This window comes from Streptomyces amritsarensis (assembly GCF_001953875.1).
Classification (GTDB): Bacteria; Actinomycetota; Actinomycetes; order Streptomycetales; family Streptomycetaceae; genus Streptomyces; species Streptomyces amritsarensis.
The window spans coordinates 13760-31119 of record NZ_MQUR01000086.1; the positions used below are offsets into that span (position 1 = coordinate 13760).

The 17360-nt window shown below is 73.0% G+C and carries 14 protein-coding genes; 11 read left to right on the forward strand and 3 right to left on the reverse strand.

Features of this window, described 5'->3' with window-relative positions; translation table 11 throughout:
• Positions 1–981, reverse strand: a complete 981-nt coding sequence (locus tag AVW11_RS28160) for an alpha-ketoacid dehydrogenase subunit beta (protein ID WP_030839112.1) — start codon at positions 979–981, stop codon at positions 1–3.
• Positions 981–2189, reverse strand: coding sequence for a pyruvate dehydrogenase (acetyl-transferring) E1 component subunit alpha (gene pdhA / locus AVW11_RS28165; RefSeq protein ID WP_030839114.1), 1209 nt, complete (start codon positions 2187–2189; stop codon positions 981–983). The genes AVW11_RS28160 and pdhA overlap by 1 nt, the downstream gene beginning before the upstream one ends.
• 326 nt (positions 2190–2515) lie before the next feature.
• Here pdhA and AVW11_RS28170 point away from each other — a divergent pair, with 326 nt between their 5' ends.
• On the forward strand, positions 2516–3175 hold the full coding sequence (locus AVW11_RS28170; protein WP_076046399.1) for a response regulator: 660 nt from the start codon (positions 2516–2518) through the stop codon (positions 3173–3175).
• 357 nt (positions 3176–3532) lie between these two features.
• On the opposite strand, the gene AVW11_RS28175 is transcribed toward AVW11_RS28170, so the two are convergent.
• Positions 3533–5125, reverse strand: a complete 1593-nt coding sequence (locus AVW11_RS28175) for a protein kinase domain-containing protein (protein WP_076046400.1) — start codon at positions 5123–5125, stop codon at positions 3533–3535.
• Positions 5126–5356: 231 nt separating this feature from the next.
• Between AVW11_RS28175 and AVW11_RS28180 the strand changes: the two genes are divergently transcribed.
• The 10 genes from AVW11_RS28180 to AVW11_RS28225 all read left to right on the forward strand — a co-directional run bounded on the left by AVW11_RS28180 (position 5357) and on the right by AVW11_RS28225 (position 17248).
• A complete protein-coding gene (locus AVW11_RS28180; RefSeq protein WP_060177127.1) occupies positions 5357–7009 on the forward strand; it encodes a protein kinase domain-containing protein in 1653 nt (550 codons plus the stop codon).
• A 147-nt stretch (positions 7010–7156) separates the two neighbouring features.
• A complete protein-coding gene (locus AVW11_RS28185) occupies positions 7157–7735 on the forward strand; it encodes a hypothetical protein (RefSeq protein WP_076046401.1) in 579 nt (192 codons plus the stop codon).
• A 70-nt stretch (positions 7736–7805) separates the two neighbouring features.
• The gene (locus AVW11_RS28190; RefSeq protein ID WP_037832262.1) at positions 7806–8453 is read left to right on the forward strand and encodes a PadR family transcriptional regulator; all 648 of its coding nucleotides are present in this window, start codon (positions 7806–7808) and stop codon (positions 8451–8453) included.
• 26 nt (positions 8454–8479) lie between these two features.
• Positions 8480–9226 (forward strand): ABC transporter ATP-binding protein, encoded by a 747-nt coding sequence (locus tag AVW11_RS28195; RefSeq protein ID WP_030839130.1) that lies wholly within the window; start codon positions 8480–8482, stop codon positions 9224–9226.
• Positions 9227–9327: 101 nt separating this feature from the next.
• Complete coding sequence (locus AVW11_RS28200; protein WP_079070426.1) at positions 9328–12087, forward strand: FtsX-like permease family protein; 2760 nt, start codon at positions 9328–9330, stop codon at positions 12085–12087.
• Positions 12088–12188: 101 nt separating this feature from the next.
• Positions 12189–12728: a bacterial proteasome activator family protein gene (locus tag AVW11_RS28205; RefSeq protein ID WP_030839137.1), complete on the forward strand. Its 540-nt coding sequence runs from the start codon at positions 12189–12191 to the stop codon at positions 12726–12728.
• Between the two features lie 263 nt (positions 12729–12991).
• Positions 12992–13864, forward strand: a complete 873-nt coding sequence (locus AVW11_RS28210) for an NTP transferase domain-containing protein (protein WP_030839140.1) — start codon at positions 12992–12994, stop codon at positions 13862–13864.
• Entirely contained in the window at positions 13861–15156 is a 1296-nt protein-coding gene (locus AVW11_RS28215; protein ID WP_076046402.1) for a molybdopterin molybdotransferase MoeA, read from the forward strand. The genes AVW11_RS28210 and AVW11_RS28215 overlap by 4 nt, the downstream gene beginning before the upstream one ends.
• The gene (locus AVW11_RS28220; RefSeq protein WP_060177216.1) at positions 15144–16244 is read left to right on the forward strand and encodes a potassium channel family protein; all 1101 of its coding nucleotides are present in this window, start codon (positions 15144–15146) and stop codon (positions 16242–16244) included. The genes AVW11_RS28215 and AVW11_RS28220 overlap by 13 nt, the downstream gene beginning before the upstream one ends.
• A gap of 26 nt (positions 16245–16270) precedes the next feature.
• Complete coding sequence (locus AVW11_RS28225; RefSeq protein WP_060177131.1) at positions 16271–17248, forward strand: NAD(P)H-quinone oxidoreductase; 978 nt, start codon at positions 16271–16273, stop codon at positions 17246–17248.
• Positions 17249–17360: the final 112 nt, after the last annotated feature.

Here is a 17360-nt window from a genome sequence, read left to right on the forward strand (position 1 = left end):
TCAGTACGCCAGCGAGCGGTCGACGGCGTCGAGCACCCGGTCCAGGCCCGGCAGGTACTCGTCCTCCAGGCGGGCCGGCGGGTACGGGGCGTGGAAGCCGCCCACGCGCAGGACCGGCGCCTCCAGGTGGTAGAAGCACCGCTCCGTGATGCGGGCGGCGATCTCCGAGCCCACGCCGAGGAAGACCGGCGCCTCGTGGACGACCACGAGCCGGCGGGTCTTCTCCACCGACGCCTGGATCCCGTCGAAGTCGACCGGGGACATCGAGCGCAGGTCCAGGACCTCGATCGACTTGCCCTCCTCGGCGGCGGCGGCCGCCGCCTCCAGGCAGACCTTCACCATCGGGCCGTAGGCGGCCAGGGTGAGGTCCGCGCCCTCGCGCACGACGCGCGACCTGTGCAGCTCGCCGGGGATCGCCTCGGTGTCGACCTCGCCCTTGTCCCAGTAGCGGCGCTTCGGCTCGAAGAAGATCACCGGGTCGTCGCTGAGGATCGCCTGCTGGAGCATCCAGTAGGCGTCGGTGGCGTTCGAGGGGGAGACCACCTTCAGGCCCGCGACGTGCGCGAACAGCGTCTCCGGGGACTCCGAGTGGTGCTCGACCGCGCCGATGGCGCCGCCGTAGGGGATGCGCACGACGACCGGCAGCTTGATCTTGCCCAGGGCGCGCGCGTGCATCTTCGCGAGCTGCGTGACGATCTGGTCGTACGCGGGGAAGACGAAACCGTCGAACTGGATCTCCACGACCGGCCGGTAGCCGCGCAGGGCCAGGCCGATGGCGGTGCCGACGATGCCGGACTCGGCGAGCGGGGTGTCGATGACCCGCTCCTCGCCGAAGTCCTTCTGCAGGCCGTCGGTGATCCGGAAGACACCGCCGAGCTTGCCGACGTCCTCACCCATGATCAGGACCTTCGGGTCCTGTTCCAGCGCCTTGCGCAGCGACTCGTTGAGCGCCTTGGCGATCGACATCTTTTCGACAGCCATCAGTGACCCTCCTCGGCCGACTCGAAGGACGCGAGGTAGGCGGCGAACTGGGCGCGCTCCTCGTCGACGAGCGCGTGCCCGTCCGCGTAGACGTTCTCGAAGATCGCCATGGTGTCCGGGTCGGGCATGGCGCGCACGGCCTCGCGCACGCGCTTGCCCATGGCCTCGCTCTCGGCCTCCAGCTCGGCGAAGAACGCCTCGTCGGCGCCGCCGGTGGCCAGCAGGTGGGCCTTCAGGCGCTGGATCGGGTCCTTGGACTCCCAGGCCGCCGTCTCCTCGTCCCGCCGGTACTTCGTCGGGTCGTCGGAGGTGGTGTGGGCGCCCATGCGGTACGTGAACGCCTCGACCAGGGTCGGGCCCTCGCCGCGGCGCGCCCGGTCCAGGGCCCAGCGGGTCACGGCCAGGCAGGCCAGGACGTCGTTGCCGTCGACGCGGACGCCGGGGAAGCCGAAGCCCTGGGCGCGCTGGTAGAGCGGCACGCGCATCTGCCGCTCGGTCGGCTCGGAGATCGCCCACTGGTTGTTCTGGCAGAAGAACACCACGGGGGAGTTGTAGACCGCGGAGAAGTTGAACGCCTCCATCACGTCGCCCTGGCTGGACGCGCCGTCGCCGAAGTAGGCGATCACGGCCGCGTCCGCGCCGTCCTTGGCCACGCCCATCGCGTACCCGGTCGCGTGGAGCGTCTGCGAGCCGATGACGATCGTGTAGAGGTGGAAGTTGTTGGTGTTCGGGTCCCAGCCGCCGTGGTTCACGCCGCGGAACATCCCGAGCAGGTTGGTCGGGTCGACCCCGCGGCACCAGGCCACGCCGTGCTCGCGATAGGTCGGGAAGACGTAGTCCGCGTCGTTCAGCGCCCGGCCGGAGCCGATCTGCGCGGCCTCCTGGCCGAGGAGCGAGGCCCACAGGCCCAGCTCGCCCTGACGCTGCAGGGCGGTCGCCTCACCGTCGAAGCGGCGGGTCATGACCATGTCGCGGTACAGGCCGCGCAGGTCCTCGGTGGTGATGTCTGCGACGAACGGCGCGAACTCCGCATTCTCTGCGTTGTCGACCCGGTCCCCTTGGGGCGTCAGCAGCTGTACGAGCTGAGGTTCAGCGTCCTGCGTCTGCGCGGTGGCAGCGGCGGGCTTGGCGGCGCTCGCCGCACCTGCCGCCCGCTTGGTGCCGCTGCTGCGTCGCGGCTTGCGCGCGGCAGTGCTCTCCACGGTCACTTGTGCTCCTCCGTCGGTCCGGCACCCGGGTTCTCCGGGGTCCAGTGCGGCTCACCTGCATCCGTAACGAGCGCACGGGGTGGGTGCGCGTCGCGTACGGGATTCAGGCGTGACAGGCGTCCCGGCGAGTGCCCTGCGCAATGCACGTTACCCAGTGCGCCGCATAACTGCGAAACCCCGTTTGACCTGCGTTTTTGCTTGGATTTCCAAGTAAATCCGCAGCGGCGGGAACAACCACTGGTCACAGCCTTGCAGGGGCCGGGAACAACGGCACGTTATCCCGGGTAACTCCGGCAGGGAAGAGGTGAGTGTGTGAAACTGACTTCGTGCGCGAAGACGGAAAAATCAAGGTATTCCTCCTGGACGACCACGAAGTGGTCCGTCGGGGCGTCCACGAGCTGCTGTCGGTGGAAGAGGACATCGAGATCGTCGGTGAGGCGGGCACGGCCGCCGACGCACTGGTCCGCATCCCCGCCACCCGCCCCGACGTGGCCGTCCTCGACGTCCGGCTGCCCGACGGCAGCGGGGTGGAGGTGTGCCGCGAGGTGCGCTCCCAGGACGAGGACGTCAAGTGCCTGATGCTGACCTCGTTCGCCGACGACGAGGCCCTCTTCGACGCGATCATGGCCGGTGCCTCGGGCTACGTGCTCAAGGCGATCCGCGGGAACGAGCTGCTCAGCGCCGTGCGTGACGTCGCCGCCGGCAAGTCGCTGCTGGACCCGGTGGCCACCGCCCGCGTACTGGAGCGGCTGCGCGACGGCAAGGGCGGCAGGGGCGACGACCGCCTCGCGGGCCTCACCGATCAGGAGCGCAGGATCCTCGACCTGATCGGCGAGGGCCTGACCAACCGCGTCATCGGCGAGCGCCTGCACCTGGCCGAGAAGACGATCAAGAACTACGTCTCCAGCCTGCTGTCCAAGCTGGGCATGGAGCGGCGCTCCCAGGCCGCCGCCTACGTGGCCCGCCTCCAGGCCGAGCGGCGCTGAGCCGCCTCCCGGCCGCCTCCGCCGAGCGCCGGGCCGTGGTGTCCTAACGGGTCGGCAATTTCCATTCCCCCGACCCCCGCCGCCGGTCGGCGCAGTTCACCGGAACGGCGCACGTCGCCGAGGTGACCACGACAGAACTGGAACTCTTCGGTCCGGGTCCGCATTCCGTGGACGGTGGGGCGTTCGACCCCGTCTCCATGTGAATCGAACCCCAGTTCATCACCGTTCACCCGCTCGCCGGGAACGGCAATCCCGACCGGCGCTGCGGGCACGCCCTCTGACGGGGTGATACGGAAGGGCCCGGCGGAAATCGATTCCGCCGGGCCCCGCCGCGTATTCGCTCCGCGTGACTGCGCGCTACTCCGCGCTGTCAGGTCCCGGCGGCGGCGGGGACTTGGTCGCCGTCGCGGTCGGCGTGGCCGTCTTGGTCGGCGTGGCGGTCGCGGTCGCCGTGCTGCTCTTGGTCGCCGTCGCGGTCGGCGACTGCGACGCCGACGCCGTGGGCGCCTGGCTGGCGGTCTGCGTCCGGGTACGGGTCGCCGGCGGCGGGGTGTCGTTGGTCGCCGGCGTGTTGTCCGTGGTCTGGCGCGACTGCGTCGGGTTCGGCGAGTCGGACAGGCTCGGCTTGGCGCTGGGGGAGGTCTGGGTGGTGCCCGGGTCCTGCTTCTGGCCGCCCTTGCCGCCCACGCTGTTGACGGCGTAGGCCACACCGCCCGCGATCGCGACGATCGCGAGCACCGCGAACAGCCACATCTTCCAGCGGCCGCCGCCGTTGCCCCGACGGTCGTCGTAGACCTCGTAGCCGCCGCTGTGGCCGCCGCCGTGGCCGCCGGGGGCGCCGGGGAAGGCCGTGCCGTCGTCCGGATTCAGCGGCGGCACCATCGGCTGCTGGAACTGCGAGGTCGAGGCGTTCGAGCCGTACCGCTGGCCGCCGCCGTTCCCGCCCACGGGCATCGCCGTGGTGGCGGCGACGCCGCCGCGCCCGTGCGGCAGGGACATGGTGACCGGGCCGGTGTTCCAGGTACCGGTGTTCGGGCCCTGGTCGTGCAGCATCTGGAGCGCGTACTGGACCAGCCCGCGCATCTCCTCGGCGCTCTGGAACCGGTCGTCCGGGTCCTTGGCGAGGGAGCGCATGACGAGGCCGTCGAGCTCCTGCGGGATGTGCTGGCCCTCCGGCAGCTGCGAGGGCGGCACGGGCGCGTCCTGGACGTGCTGGTAGACCACCGAGAGCGGGGTCTCACCAGTGAACGGGGGGCGCAGCGCGAGGAGTTCGTAGAGCAGGCAGCCGGTCGCGTACAGGTCGGAGCGGTGGTCGACGGCCTTGCCGAGGGCCTGCTCGGGCGACAGGTACTGCGGGGTGCCCATGACCATGCCGGTCTGCGTCATCGTCGCCTGCCCGCCGTGCAGGGCGCGGGCGATGCCGAAGTCCATCACCTTGACGGCGCCGGCGTCGGTGATGATGACGTTCGCCGGCTTGATGTCGCGGTGGACGATGCCGTGCTGGTGCGAGTAGGCGAGGGCTTCGAGCACGCCCGAGACGATGATGAGCGCCTGCTCGGGGCCCGGCGCCTCGGCGCTCATCAGCAGGTCGCGGATGGTGCGGCCCTCGACCAGCTCCATCACGATGTACGGCACGGTGTTCGGGCCGACCCGGTCCTCGCCCGAGTCGTACACGGCGACGACGGCGTGGTGGTTGAGGCCGGCGACGGACTGCGCCTCGCGCGTGAAGCGGGCTTTGGACACCGGGTCCTCGGCCAGGTCGGCACGCAGCAGCTTCACGGCGACGGTGCGGCCCAGGCGCACGTCCTCGGCGGCGAAGACCTCCGCCATGCCGCCGCGGCCCAGTCGGTGCGTCAGCCGGTAACGGCCGTCGCCCACCAGGCCACCGTCGCCCCAGTGCTCAGGACCGTCGGTCATCCCGGCGCCGTTTCCCTCGGGTTCGGGTGCCATCAGTCCTCGCCGTCGTCTCTCTCGGCCGCCGCTCAGCGGTAGTCCTCTTTTATTGGTGCTCCGGTGAACGCTACAGCCTCAGAACCGGTCACCGTTCGGACAAGGCCACCCTGTGCACGTGTGGTCACGGAACGGGCACCTGGCTTGACGTGTGCTTGCCCTGGGGCAGACTGGGCGCCACGTGCGCCCGGCCAGAGGCGTGAAGGCACATCCCGAGGGGAAGCAACAGTCATGAGCCAGGACGGCACTCAGGGCCAGTACGCGGGCGGCTCTCTGGCCGGTGGCCGTTACCAGCTAAGGGACTTGCTGGGCGCCGGCGGCATGGCCTCTGTGTACCTCGCGTACGACTCGGCGCTCGACCGGCAGGTGGCCATCAAGACCCTGCACAGCGACCTCGGCCGGGAACAGTCCTTCCGTGAGCGATTCCGCCGCGAGGCGCAGGCTGTAGCGAAACTGTCGCACACGAACATCGTCTCGGTATTCGACACCGGTGAGGGCGAAGTGACGTTCGCCGACGGCCGCTCGGGCGACGGCGCGGTGATGCCGTACATCGTCATGGAGTACGTGGAGGGCCGGCCGCTCGGGTCGGTGCTGGAGGCGGACATCCGCCAGCACGGGGCCATGCCCGCGGACAAGGCGCTGAAGGTGACGGCCGATGTGCTCGCCGCCCTGGAGACCAGCCACGAGATGGGGCTCGTCCACCGCGACATCAAGCCCGGCAACGTGATGGTGAACAAGCGCGGCGTGGTCAAGGTGATGGACTTCGGCATCGCCCGCGCCATGCAGTCGGGGGTCACCTCGATGACGCAGACCGGCATGGTCGTCGGCACCCCGCAGTACCTCTCGCCCGAACAGGCCCTGGGGCGCGGCGTCGACGCCCGTTCCGACCTGTACTCGGTCGGCATCATGCTCTTCCAGCTGCTGACGGGCCGGATCCCGTTCGACGCGGACTCGCCGCTGGCCATCGCGTACGCCCACGTACAGGAGGAGCCGGTCGCCCCGTCCTCCATCAACCGGTCGCTGACCCCGGCGATGGACGCGCTGGTGGCGCGGGCGCTGAAGAAGAACCCGAACGAGCGCTTCCCGACGGCCGCGGCCATGGGCGACGAGGTCGCGCGGGTGCTGGGCTCCGGGCAGGCCGGGGCGCCGGCCATCGTGCCGGGCCACGGGCCGCTGAGCAGCGGCGCCGGGGTGTCCTCGGCCGTGTTCCCGCCGGTGGAGTCCGGCTTCCAGGCCCCGCCGCAGTCGGTGCAGCAGCCCTACCAGTCGCCGCACACCCCGGCGCCGGCCCCGTACGCGCCGACGCCCGGACCGCAGCCCCACGCGCAGGGCGGCTACGCCTACCCGCACACGCCCCCGCCGCAGCAGCAGTACGCTCCGACCCCGCCCCCGTACACGATCTCCCCGACGGGCTCGGCGGCCCCGTCCGGCTCCGGCGGCAAGCGGAACATGCCGGTGGTCGTGGGTGCGATCGCGGTGGCGCTGCTGGCGGTCGGCGGTCTGATCACGGTGATCTCGATGAACGGGGACGACAAGGACAAGGGCGGCACCACGGCCGATCCGGGCGCCTCCACGTCCGCGTCCGCCAAGGCCGGGTTCAAGGGCCCCGACGTCACGCGCACGATCGACCCGAAGAAGTGCTCGGAGCCCACGAAGCACTACAGCGAGGCCGGCAAGTACTCGGCGCCGGACCTCAAGTACAAGAACCTGCTGTCCGTGAAGGCCTGCATCCAGGCCTCGGGCGGCAAGTACACGATCGTCCCGAAGGACGAGGCCGTGTACGGCAAGGACACGGTGCTGAGCCAGTCCCCGGCCGCCGGCGACAAGATCAACAAGGAGGGCACGGAGTACACGCTCACCGTGTCCACCGGCAATCCGGAGTAGCCGCACGGGGCGGCCTCGACGACACACCGGCATCCCGGGCACCCGATAGGGCGCCCGGGATGCCGGTTTTGCCCCACTATGTAAATCTGAGCGCATATCGCTGACCCCAGCGAGCACGCCGGCCGCTCGGGACGGGAGGGGCTCCCCGTGATCCATGGCTTCCGTCCTTCGCACTGGCTGGCCTGCGCCGCGCTCGCCGCAGCCTCCCTCGCACCGGCCGCCTCCGTGTACGCCGGCCCCCTCGCACCGACCCATCCGGGCCACCCGGGCCACGCCCGCACCCACGCCCACGCCGCCACGCACCGCGCCGCGCCGCCCGCGGCCCGGCCGGTGCGCGTCACGGCCGACGAGCGCGAGGGGGACGACGAGCGCGACGAGGGCGGAGCCGCCCGCGAGGAGCTCGCGGGCAGCCCCGCCGGGGTCGGACGCGAGCGCCCCGGACGGCCGGTCGGCGCACCCGCCGATCCGGAACTGCTGATCGCCTCCCGTCCGCTGCCGGTGCGCCCGCGCACCGAACCCGTACCGCCACCCCCGCCCTCTCCGCCCCCGCCGCGGAGACCGTCCGCCGCCGCCCCGACAGCGCGTGACCACGTCACCGCGCTCGGCACCGAGCCGAACGACCGCGCCGCGGACCTGGCGGCGCACATACTGCCGCTGGGCACCGGATTCGCCCTGATGGGGCTGGGTCTGGGCTATCTGGGCGTACGGCTGCGCCGGAGCGCCTAGCGCCGCCGGCTCCCGAAGTCCGCCCGAGGATGGTTGCCCTGCGTGAACATACTCGGTATACATACCGAGTATGTCGATCCGTCACGGGCTGCTCGCCCTCCTGGAACGGGGTCCTCGGTACGGCTCCCAGCTGCGCACCGAGTTCGAATCCCGGACCGGCTCCACCTGGCCGCTCAACGTCGGGCAGGTCTACACGACCCTCGCCCGGCTCGAACGCGACGGCCTCGTCGCACCCGACGGCGAGGACGCCGCGGGACACACCCTCTACGCCATCACCGACACCGGGCGCGCCGAGCTGCGCGAGTGGTACGAACGCCCCGTCGACCGGGCCAACCCGCCCCGCGACGAGCTGTCCATCAAGCTCGCCATGGCTGTCGGCGCCCCGGGCGTGGACATCCGCGCCGTCATCCAGTCCCAGCGGCACGCCACGATCCGCGCGATGCAGGACTACACCCGGCTCAAGGCCACCGCGCTCGCGGCGGTCGAGAGCGGGCGCTCCGGCGAACGCGACGACGTCGCCTGGCTGCTCGTCCTGGAACAGCTGATCTTCCAGACCGAGGCCGAGGCGCGCTGGCTCGACCACTGCGAAGCCCGGCTCGTCCGGCTCTCCCTGCCGGCCGACCGGAGAGCCGCCGCGCCCGAACCACCCCAGGCCGCCGCCGAGACCCCGGCCCCGCACACCACCCGGCCCCGCACCGCCCGCACGCGGCGCGCCTGACACCACCGTCCCAGGGGGGACCTCTCATGCCCGACCAGCGCCAGCCCCAGCAACCCGTACTGCAGTTGGAGCGGCTCGTCCGCACCCACGGCAGCGGTGCCACCGAGGTGCACGCCCTGCGCGGCATCGACCTCGCCGTGTACCCCGGCGAACTCGTCGCCGTCATGGGCCCTTCCGGCTCCGGCAAGTCCACGCTGCTCACCCTCGCGGGCGGCCTCGACGCCCCCACCAGCGGCCGGGTGCTGGTCGAGGGCACCGACATCACCGCGGCGAGCCGCAAGCAGCTCGCCGCACTGCGCCGCCGCAGCATCGGTTACGTCTTCCAGGACTACAACCTGATCCCGGCCCTCACCGCCGCCGAGAACGTGGCCCTGCCCCGGGAGCTCGACGGGATCTCCGCCCGAAAGGCCCGGGCCTCGGCGCTCGCCGCGCTGGAGGAGATGGGCCTGATCGCGCTCGCCGACCGCTTCCCCGACGAGATGTCCGGCGGGCAGCAGCAGCGCGTGGCCATCGCCCGCGCCCTCGTGGGCGACCGCCGCCTCGTCCTCGCCGACGAGCCCACCGGCGCCCTCGACTCCGAGACCGGCGAGTCCGTCCTCGCCCTGCTGCGCTCCCGCTGCGACGCCGGCGCGGCCGGGGTCCTGGTCACGCACGAGCCGCGGTTCGCCGCGTGGGCCGACCGCGTGGTCTTCCTGCGCGACGGCAGCGTGGTCGACGAGACCATGCGCAGCCACGCCGACTCCCTCCTCTCGGGGCAGGCGGGCGGCCAGTGACCTCCTCGCTCCAAGGCTGGTACCACTCCTGGGTCGCGGCCCTGCGCATCGCGCGCCGCGACGCCTGGCGGGCGAAGGGCCGCAGCTGCCTGGTCCTCGCGATGATCGCCCTGCCGATCGTCGGCGTGAGCGCCGCCGACCTCACCCTGCGCAGCGCCGAGCTCTCGACCGAGCAGGCCCTCTCGCGGCAGATCGGGACCGCCGACGCCCGGGTGCGGCTCCTCGACCTGAACCTGCCGATCTACCAGATACCCGACGGCTCCACGTTCGTGCCGGTCGGCGGCTACGACAGGGTCGCCGGCCCGTCGACCGGCCGGGAGGCTCCGCAGGAGCTTGACCGGTCCCAGCTCCCGGCCGGGACCCAGGTGCTGAAGGACTCCACGGCCTACAGCAAGGTCCGCACCAAGCACGGGCTCCTCGACACCGACCTGCACGAAGTCGACACCCGCAGCCCGCTGGTGGCGGGCATGTTCACGCTCGACCGCGGCCGGCTGCCCGAGAAGGCCGGCGAGGTCGCCGCCACCACCGCGTTCCTGCACAACTCCGGCCTCCATGTCGGCTCCTCGGTCACGCCGCGCGGCGCGAACACCTCGTACAAGATCGTCGGGGCGTACGAGCTTCCGAGCGAGCTGGGCAACAGCGAGATCCTCGCCCCGCCGGGGACCCTGATCGCCCCGCTCGACCAGGCACTCAAGGCTGCCGGAGGCCTCGGGATCACGCCCACCGACAGCTACCTGGTCAAGGTCGGCGGCGACGGTTTCACGTGGAACATGGTGAAGGCGGCCAACGCCAAGTCCCTGCTGGTCGTCTCCCGCGCCGTGCACCTCGACCCGCCCGCCGACGCCGACGTGCCGCTCTTCCAGCAGGAACCCAAGGAGCGGTTCCTGCAGGGCGGCGGCTCGGCCTCCGAGGTGGCCGTCGCGGCCACCGTCGTGGGCCTCGCCATGCTGGAGATCTGCCTGCTCGCCGGACCGGCCTTCGCGGTCGGCGCCCGCCGCTCGCGCCGTCAGCTCGGCCTGGTCGGCGCCAACGGCGGCGACCGGCGCCACATCCGCTCCATCGTGCTCTCCGGCGGCCTGGTCATCGGCGCCGTGGCCGCCGTCGTCGGCACCGTGGTCGGCGTGGTGCTCACCATCGCACTGCGCCCCGTGCTGGAGGAGCAGCTCGGCGTCCGCTTCGGCAGCCTGGACTTCCGGCCCCTGGAGCTGGCCGGCATCGCCCTGCTCGCCGTGGTCACCGGCCTGCTGTCCGCGATCGTCCCCGCCGTCACCGCCTCCCGGCAGACCGTGCTGGCCTCGCTGACCGGCCGCCGCGGGGTGCGCCGCGCCAACCGGGTGCTGCCCGTGCTGGGTCTGGTCGCCGTCGCCGCCGGCGCCGCCATCGCGCTGTACGGCACCACGTCGAGCCTGGGCTCGACCGTCGTCGCGGGCGGCAGCGCCATCGCCGAACTCGGCTTCGTCGCCCTCACCCCGGTCCTCGTCGGTCTGTTCGGCCGGCTCGGACGCCGGCTGCCGCTGTCGCCGCGGCTCGCGCTGCGCGACGCCGTGCGCAACCGGGGGCGCACGGCGCCCGCCGTGGCCGCGGTCCTGGCCGCCGTCGCCGGCACCGTCGCGGTGGCCACCTACGAGCACAGCCAGGACCAGCAGATGCGGCACGAGTACGTCGCCGACCTGCCGCACGGCACCGGGACGCTGGAGGCCCGGGAGAACAGCGCCCACCGGGAAGTCCCCGCACTGCGCGAGGCGCTCTCCAAGGAACTCCCGCTGGCGGTGCGGGCGGACGTCGACCGGCTGGTCGCCGGCCTGCCGAACTGCGAGTCGTTCTCGTCGGAACCGGGCTGCGGACGCATCGAGATCATCAAGCCGAAGGAGCAGCGCTGCCCGCTCTCCGAATCCCCCAACGGCCTCGACGACTTCACCGAGGCGCAGGCCCGCGAGCTGCGCCAGGACTGGCGCTGCGCGGACACCGGGCGCTCCGCGCCGCAACCGGTGGTCGTCGCCGACGAGAAGCTGCTGAGCGTGCTGGCGGTGACCGACCCGGGTTCGGTGTCCGCCCTCAAGGAGGGCCGGGCCGTCTCCTTCGACAAGCGCCAGGTCAAGGACGGCAGGATCACCCTGCGGACCGTCCTCGTCAAGGAGGGCGTGGACCCCTTCCCGCCGACCGGCGAGGACCCGCCCGGTGAGGACAAGGTCCTGCCCGTCCACCTGGCGCCCGAGTCGGTCAAGGCCTGGGGCCTCGAACTGGTCCTGCCGCCGGCGGCGGCCAAGGCCGCGGGGCTGGCCACCGTCCCGTCCGGGGCCTACTTCACCCTCGACGGCACGGCGAGCAGCGAGCAGCGGCAGCGGATCGCCGGCGAGATCGACCGCATGGGCGTGGACGCGGCCGTGCGCATCGAAGAGGGCTACCAGGGCAACGACAGCATCACGCTGCTCGCCCTGACCGTCTTCGCGGGTCTGGTCACCATCGGCGCGGCCGGCATCGCCACCGGACTCGCCCAGGCCGACGCCGAGGCCGATCTGAAGACCCTGGCGGCCGTGGGCGCGGCACCCCGGGTGCGGCGGACCCTGAGCGGCTTCCAGTGCGGGGTGGTCGCCCTGATGGGCGTCGTCCTGGGCACCGCCGCCGGGATCCTGCCCGCCGTGGGATTGCGCCTGGTGCAGCGGCGGGAGCTGGAGGCGCTGTACCGGCAATCCGTCGAGAAGGGGTACACCTCGGTCACGGAGGCCGTCCCCTACGTGCCGATCTCCGTGCCGTGGGAGACCCTCGCCGGGCTGCTCGTCGTGGTCCCGCTGGGCGCGGCCGTGCTGGCGGCTCTGGTCACCCGCTCCAGCGGCGCACTGGCCCGCCGGGCCGCGGGCTGAACGCGGGGACGATTGCCCGGGCTGGTGCCCCCGTACAGGGTGGATCACGACTGTACGGGGGCACACCGTGTGAGAACGAAGGTGTGCGAGAGAATGACGGCATGGAGATGCCGAGGAGTGAACGGTCGCAGGACAGTCCCCCGCACGTCCTGATCGTGGGACAGGACGGGACGGCGGTCGGCGACGCCGATGACGAGTCGCGCGAGGTCCCGGTGACGGAAATGGTCGAACAGCCCGCCAAGGTCATGCGGATCGGCAGCATGATCAAGCAACTCCTGGAAGAGGTGCGCGCCGCGCCCCTCGACGAGGCGAGCCGGGTCAGGCTCAAGGACATCCACGCCGCCTCCGTGAAGGAGCTGGAGGACGGCCTGGCCCCGGAGCTCGTGGAGGAACTGGAGCGCCTGTCCCTCCCGTTCACCGAGGAGGCCATCCCCTCCGAGGCAGAACTGCGTATCGCGCAGGCCCAGTTGGTGGGCTGGCTGGAGGGCCTCTTCCACGGCATCCAGACCGCTCTGTTCGCGCAGCAGATGGCCGCGCGGGCCCAGTTGGAGCAGATGCGCCGCGCCCTCCCGGCCGGCGGTCCGCACGACGACGACGAGGACGGCGGCCACGGCCCGATCCGCTCGGGCCCCTACCTCTAGTGCTGTGGCCGGAAAGGTTTGCCGGGGCGCGGCGTCCGGTGCGGTGCATCGCAAGGCGGAGGGNNGCCGTGCCGGGCGTCGCGACCCGGTGAACCTTGCCGGTCACAGCGCTAGCCTCCGGCGGTCTCGCAGGACATGCGGGTCCGGCCCGCGCCACGAGCGGCGCGGCCCGGACCCGCACCCCTGTCCGGCCGACCCCGGCGGATAAGCGCCGGGTAAGTCCGGCTCCGCGCCGGGGACATGGTCCGCGCATACTCAGGGGCATGAGCTACGACGCGATCGTGCTGGCCGGCGGCGCCGCGCGGCGACTGGGCGGGGCGGACAAGCCCTCGCTGAGCGTCGGCGGGCGGGCGCTCCTCGACCGCGTCCTCGACGCCTGCCCGGACGCCCGCAACACCGTCGTGGTGGGCGGCCGGCGGCCCACCGCGCGCCCCGTGCGGTGGACCCGCGAGGACCCGCCCGGAGGCGGCCCCGTGGCCGCGCTGGACGCCGGGCTGCGCGGCACCACCGCGGAACTGGTCCTCGTACTCTCCGCGGACCTGCCGTTCCTCGACCGGGACACCGTACGGGCCCTGCTGGCCGCACCCGCCGCGCACGGCACGGAGGGGGCGGTGCTGCGCGACCCCGACGGCCGGGACCAGCCGCTGGTCGCCGCCTACCGGGCCGAGCCCCTGCGGCGCGAGATCGCGCTGCTCGCCACCGAACACGGCGGCCTCGCCGGGCTCCCGCTGCGCGCGCTCACCGCGGAACTGGAGCTGACCGCGGTCGCCGGCCGGCCACTCGCCGCGTTCGACTGCGACACCTGGGACGATCTCGCCGCCGCCCGCGCCCGGATCAGAGAGCATGGAACCGTGCTGGAGCAATGGATCACCGCCGTCAAGAACGAGCTGGGCATCGATCTCGCCGTCGACACCAAGACCCTGCTCGACCTCGCCCGGGACGCCGCCCACGGCGTCGCCCGGCCCGCCGCGCCCCTGACCACCTTCCTGGTCGGTTACGCGGCCGCCCACGCCGCCGCCACCGGCGCCGACCCCGCCCAGGCCGTCGCCGAGGCCTCCCGCAAGGCCGCCGACCTGGCGCTGCGCTGGGCCGCCGAGGCGGAGGCCGACACCGCCGAAGAGAACGGCTCGGGATGACCCCCGCGAACTCCGCCGAGCAGGCCCTCGATGAGGCCCTGGCCCTGGTCAGCCGCACCCCCGAGGGAGGCGGTGCCGGTGGCCACCGGGCCGTCCCCTGGCCGCGCGCCCGGGAGGCCGCCGCCCGCGCCGGGGCCGGGGTGCGGGAGCGCACCCACGACGTCCCCCTCGGGGACGCCCTCGGCGAGGTCCTGACCGCCGCCCTCGACGCGCTGACCGACCTGCCGTCCTTCGACACCTCCGCCATGGACGGCTGGGCGGTGTCCGGCCCCGGCCCGTGGCACGTCCGCGAGGGCGGCGGCGTCCTGGCCGGCTCCGGCCGTCCCGAGCCGATCGCCGACGGCGAGGCCGTCCGGATCGCCACCGGCGCGCGGATCCCCGCCGACGCCACCGCCGTCATCCGCAGCGAGCACTGCCGTGAGGCGGGCGGGCAGCTCTTCGCCGACCGGCCCGTCGCCACCGGCCAGGACATCCGCCCGCGCGGCCAGGAGTGCCGCTCGGGGGACCTGCTGCTGCCCGCCGGTTCCCTGGTCACCCCCGCCGTGCTCGGGCTCGCCGCGGCCGCCGGATACGACCGGCTGACCACGCGGCCCCGCCCGCGCGTGGAGATCCTGGTGCTCGGCGACGAGCTGCTCACCGAGGGCCGCCCGCACGACGGGCTGATCCGCGACGCCCTCGGCCCCATGCTGGGCCCCTGGCTCACACGCCTGGGCGCCGACGTCACCGGCACCCGCACGCTCGGCGACGACCCGGCCGGGGCGGCCGCCCTGCTGGAGGCCGTCACCACCTCCACCGCCGACGTCCTGGTCACCACCGGCGGAACCGCCTCCGGACCCGTCGACCACGTCCACCCCGTACTGGAGAAGGCCGGCGCCCGGCTGCTCGTCGACGGGGTGGCGGTCCGGCCCGGACACCCCATGCTGCTGGCGCGGATCGGCGACCGGGCGGACGGGCGGCACGTGGTCGGGCTCCCCGGCAACCCCCTCGCCGCCGTCTCCGGGCTGCTGACCCTCGCCGAGCCGCTGCTGCGCGCCCTCGCGGGCCGCCGCCCTCGCCCGCGCTACACCGCGACCGTGCAGGGCGACGTACCGGGGCACCCGTACGACACCCGGCTGGTCCCGGTCCGGCTCGACGACGAGCGCGCCGTACCGCTGCGCTACCACGGCCCCGCGATGCTGCGCGGCGTGGCCGCCGCGGACGCGCTGGCCGTCGTACCGCCCAAGGGCGCCCGGTCCGGACAGGAGCTCGAGGTCATCGATCTGCCGTGGGCCTCGGGAGGATGTTTCACGTGAAACTGCCCGGACAGGACGCCATGGCCCGCGAGGCCGACGAGAAGCTCGTCTCCCGGCGCATCAAGCTGCCCAAGCGCATCGTCGAGCACCCGCTGCGACAGGTCGCGAAGCGCCTCCTGATGGCCTTGTTCGTGCTGTTCCTGACGGTCTTCATCGTGTGGCTGGACCGCGACGGCTACCACGACAACGCCAACGAGTCCGTCGATCTCCTCGACTGCTTCTACTACGCCACGGTGACGCTGTCGACGACCGGATACGGCGACATCGTCCCCCACAGCGACAGCGCACGACTGATCAACATCCTGTTGATCACGCCGCTGCGCGTGCTGTTCCTGATCATCCTCGTCGGTACCACCCTCGAAGTCCTGACGGAACGGACGAGGGAAGAGTGGCGGCTGAAGCGCTGGAGGAAGAACTTGCGCGAGCACACGGTCGTCGTCGGCTTCGGCACGAAGGGCCGCTCGGCCCTGCAGACGCTGCTGGCCACCGGCCTCTCCAAGGAGCAGGTCGTCGTCGTCGACCCGAGCGCCAAGGTCATCGACACGGCCAACGCCGAAGGGTTCACGGGCGTGGTCGGCGACGCCACCCGCTCGGACGTCCTGCTGCGCGCCGAGGTCCAGAAGGCCCGTCAGGTCGTCATCGCCACACAGCGCGACGACACGGCGGTCCTGGTCACGCTGACGGCCCGGCAGCTCAACCGCGGGGCGAAGATCGTCGCCGCGGTGCGCGAGGAGGAGAACGCCCCGCTCCTGCGGCAGTCCGGGGCCGACGCGGTCATCACGAGCGCGAGCGCGGCCGGCCGGCTGCTGGGCCTCTCGGTCCTCAGCCCGAGCGCGGGCACCGTGATGGAGGACCTGATCCAGCAGGGCAGCGGCCTGGACCTCATCGAACGGCCCGTCCGCAAGTCCGAGGTCGGCAGGTCCGTGCGGGACACCGACGACCTCGTCGTGAGCGTGCTGCGCGGGCACCGGCTGCTCCCGTACGACGATCCGCACGCGAGCCCGCTCCAGCTGACGGACCGTCTCATCACCATCGTGCGGGCGGTTCCGCCGACCGCTCCGAGGATGACACCGGGTCCTGCCGAGTAGCCGCGCCGTGGCGTAGCCTCCGGGCCATGCATGCGATCACCATCGAGCAGCCCGGCGGCCCCGAGGCCCTCGTCTGGGCAGACGTTCCCGATCCGGTACCGGGCGAGGGCGAGGTCCTCGTCGAGGTCGCGGCGAGCGCCGTGAACCGCGCCGACGTGCTCCAGCGCCAGGGCTTCTACGATCCGCCGCCCGGCGCATCCCGGTATCCGGGCCTGGAGTGCTCCGGGCGGATCGCCGCGCTCGGGGCGGGGGTGTCCGGCTGGTCGGTGGGCGACGAGGTGTGCGCCCTGCTGGCCGGCGGCGGGTACGCGCAGCGGGTGGCCGTGCCGGCCGGCCAGCTGCTGCCGGTACCGGCCGGGGTGGACCTGGTGACGGCGGCGGCGCTGCCCGAGGTCGTCACGACGGTGTGGTCCAACGTGTTCATGGTGGCCGGCCTGCGCCCCGGCGAGACGCTGCTGGTGCACGGCGGGGCCAGCGGCATCGGGACGATGGCGGTCCAGCTGGGGAAGGCGGTCGGCGCGACGGTCGCCGTCACGGCCGGCGGCCCGGAGAAGCTGGCCCGCTGCAAGGAGCTGGGCGCGGACATCCTCATCGACTACCGCGAGCAGGACTTCGTGGCCGAGCTGCGGGCCGCCACGGGCGGGGCCGGGGCGGACGTGATCCTGGACATCATGGGAGCCAAGTACCTCGCGCGGAACGTGGACGCCCTGGCCGTCAACGGCCGGCTCGCGGTGATCGGGCTCCAGGGCGGGGTCAAGGCCGAGCTGAACCTCGGTGCGCTGCTGGCGAAGCGGGCGGCGATCACCGCCACCTCGCTGCGGGCCCGGCCGCTGGAGGAGAAGGCGGCGATCGTCGCCGCCGTGCGGGAGCACGTGTGGCCGCTGGTGGCCGCCGGCCGGGTGCGGCCGGTGGTCCACGCGGCGTTCCCGATGGCGCAGGCCGCCGAAGCGCACCGGGTCATGGAATCCGGCACCCACGTGGGCAAACTGCTGCTCACGGTGTGAACGCGGGCGGACGCCGCTGCGGAGCCGCCGCCCCGGCCCGGCCCCCGGGGAAGCCCGAGGGGCGGGGCGGGGCGGGGTGTGGCCCCGCGCAGCGGGGCCGCGCCGCTACAGG

What these genes read in the sequence shown, in the direction of transcription:
- AVW11_RS28160 (WP_030839112.1), bottom strand. Translation starts at nt 981, where the DNA reads ATGGCTGTCGAAAAGATGTCGATCGCCAAGGCGCTCAACGAGTCGCTG.
- AVW11_RS28175 (WP_076046400.1), bottom strand. Translation starts at nt 5,125, where the DNA reads ATGGCACCCGAACCCGAGGGAAACGGCGCCGGGATGACCGACGGTCCT.
- AVW11_RS28180 (WP_060177127.1), top strand. Translation starts at nt 5,357, where the DNA reads ATGAGCCAGGACGGCACTCAGGGCCAGTACGCGGGCGGCTCTCTGGCC.
- AVW11_RS28190 (WP_037832262.1), top strand. Translation starts at nt 7,806, where the DNA reads ATGTCGATCCGTCACGGGCTGCTCGCCCTCCTGGAACGGGGTCCTCGG.
- AVW11_RS28195 (WP_030839130.1), top strand. Translation starts at nt 8,480, where the DNA reads ATGCCCGACCAGCGCCAGCCCCAGCAACCCGTACTGCAGTTGGAGCGG.
- AVW11_RS28200 (WP_079070426.1), top strand. Translation starts at nt 9,328, where the DNA reads ATGATCGCCCTGCCGATCGTCGGCGTGAGCGCCGCCGACCTCACCCTG.
- AVW11_RS28205 (WP_030839137.1), top strand. Translation starts at nt 12,189, where the DNA reads ATGGAGATGCCGAGGAGTGAACGGTCGCAGGACAGTCCCCCGCACGTC.
- AVW11_RS28210 (WP_030839140.1), top strand. Translation starts at nt 12,992, where the DNA reads ATGAGCTACGACGCGATCGTGCTGGCCGGCGGCGCCGCGCGGCGACTG.
- AVW11_RS28215 (WP_076046402.1), top strand. Translation starts at nt 13,861, where the DNA reads ATGACCCCCGCGAACTCCGCCGAGCAGGCCCTCGATGAGGCCCTGGCC.
- AVW11_RS28220 (WP_060177216.1), top strand. Translation starts at nt 15,144, where the DNA reads ATGTTTCACGTGAAACTGCCCGGACAGGACGCCATGGCCCGCGAGGCC.
- AVW11_RS28225 (WP_060177131.1), top strand. Translation starts at nt 16,271, where the DNA reads ATGCATGCGATCACCATCGAGCAGCCCGGCGGCCCCGAGGCCCTCGTC.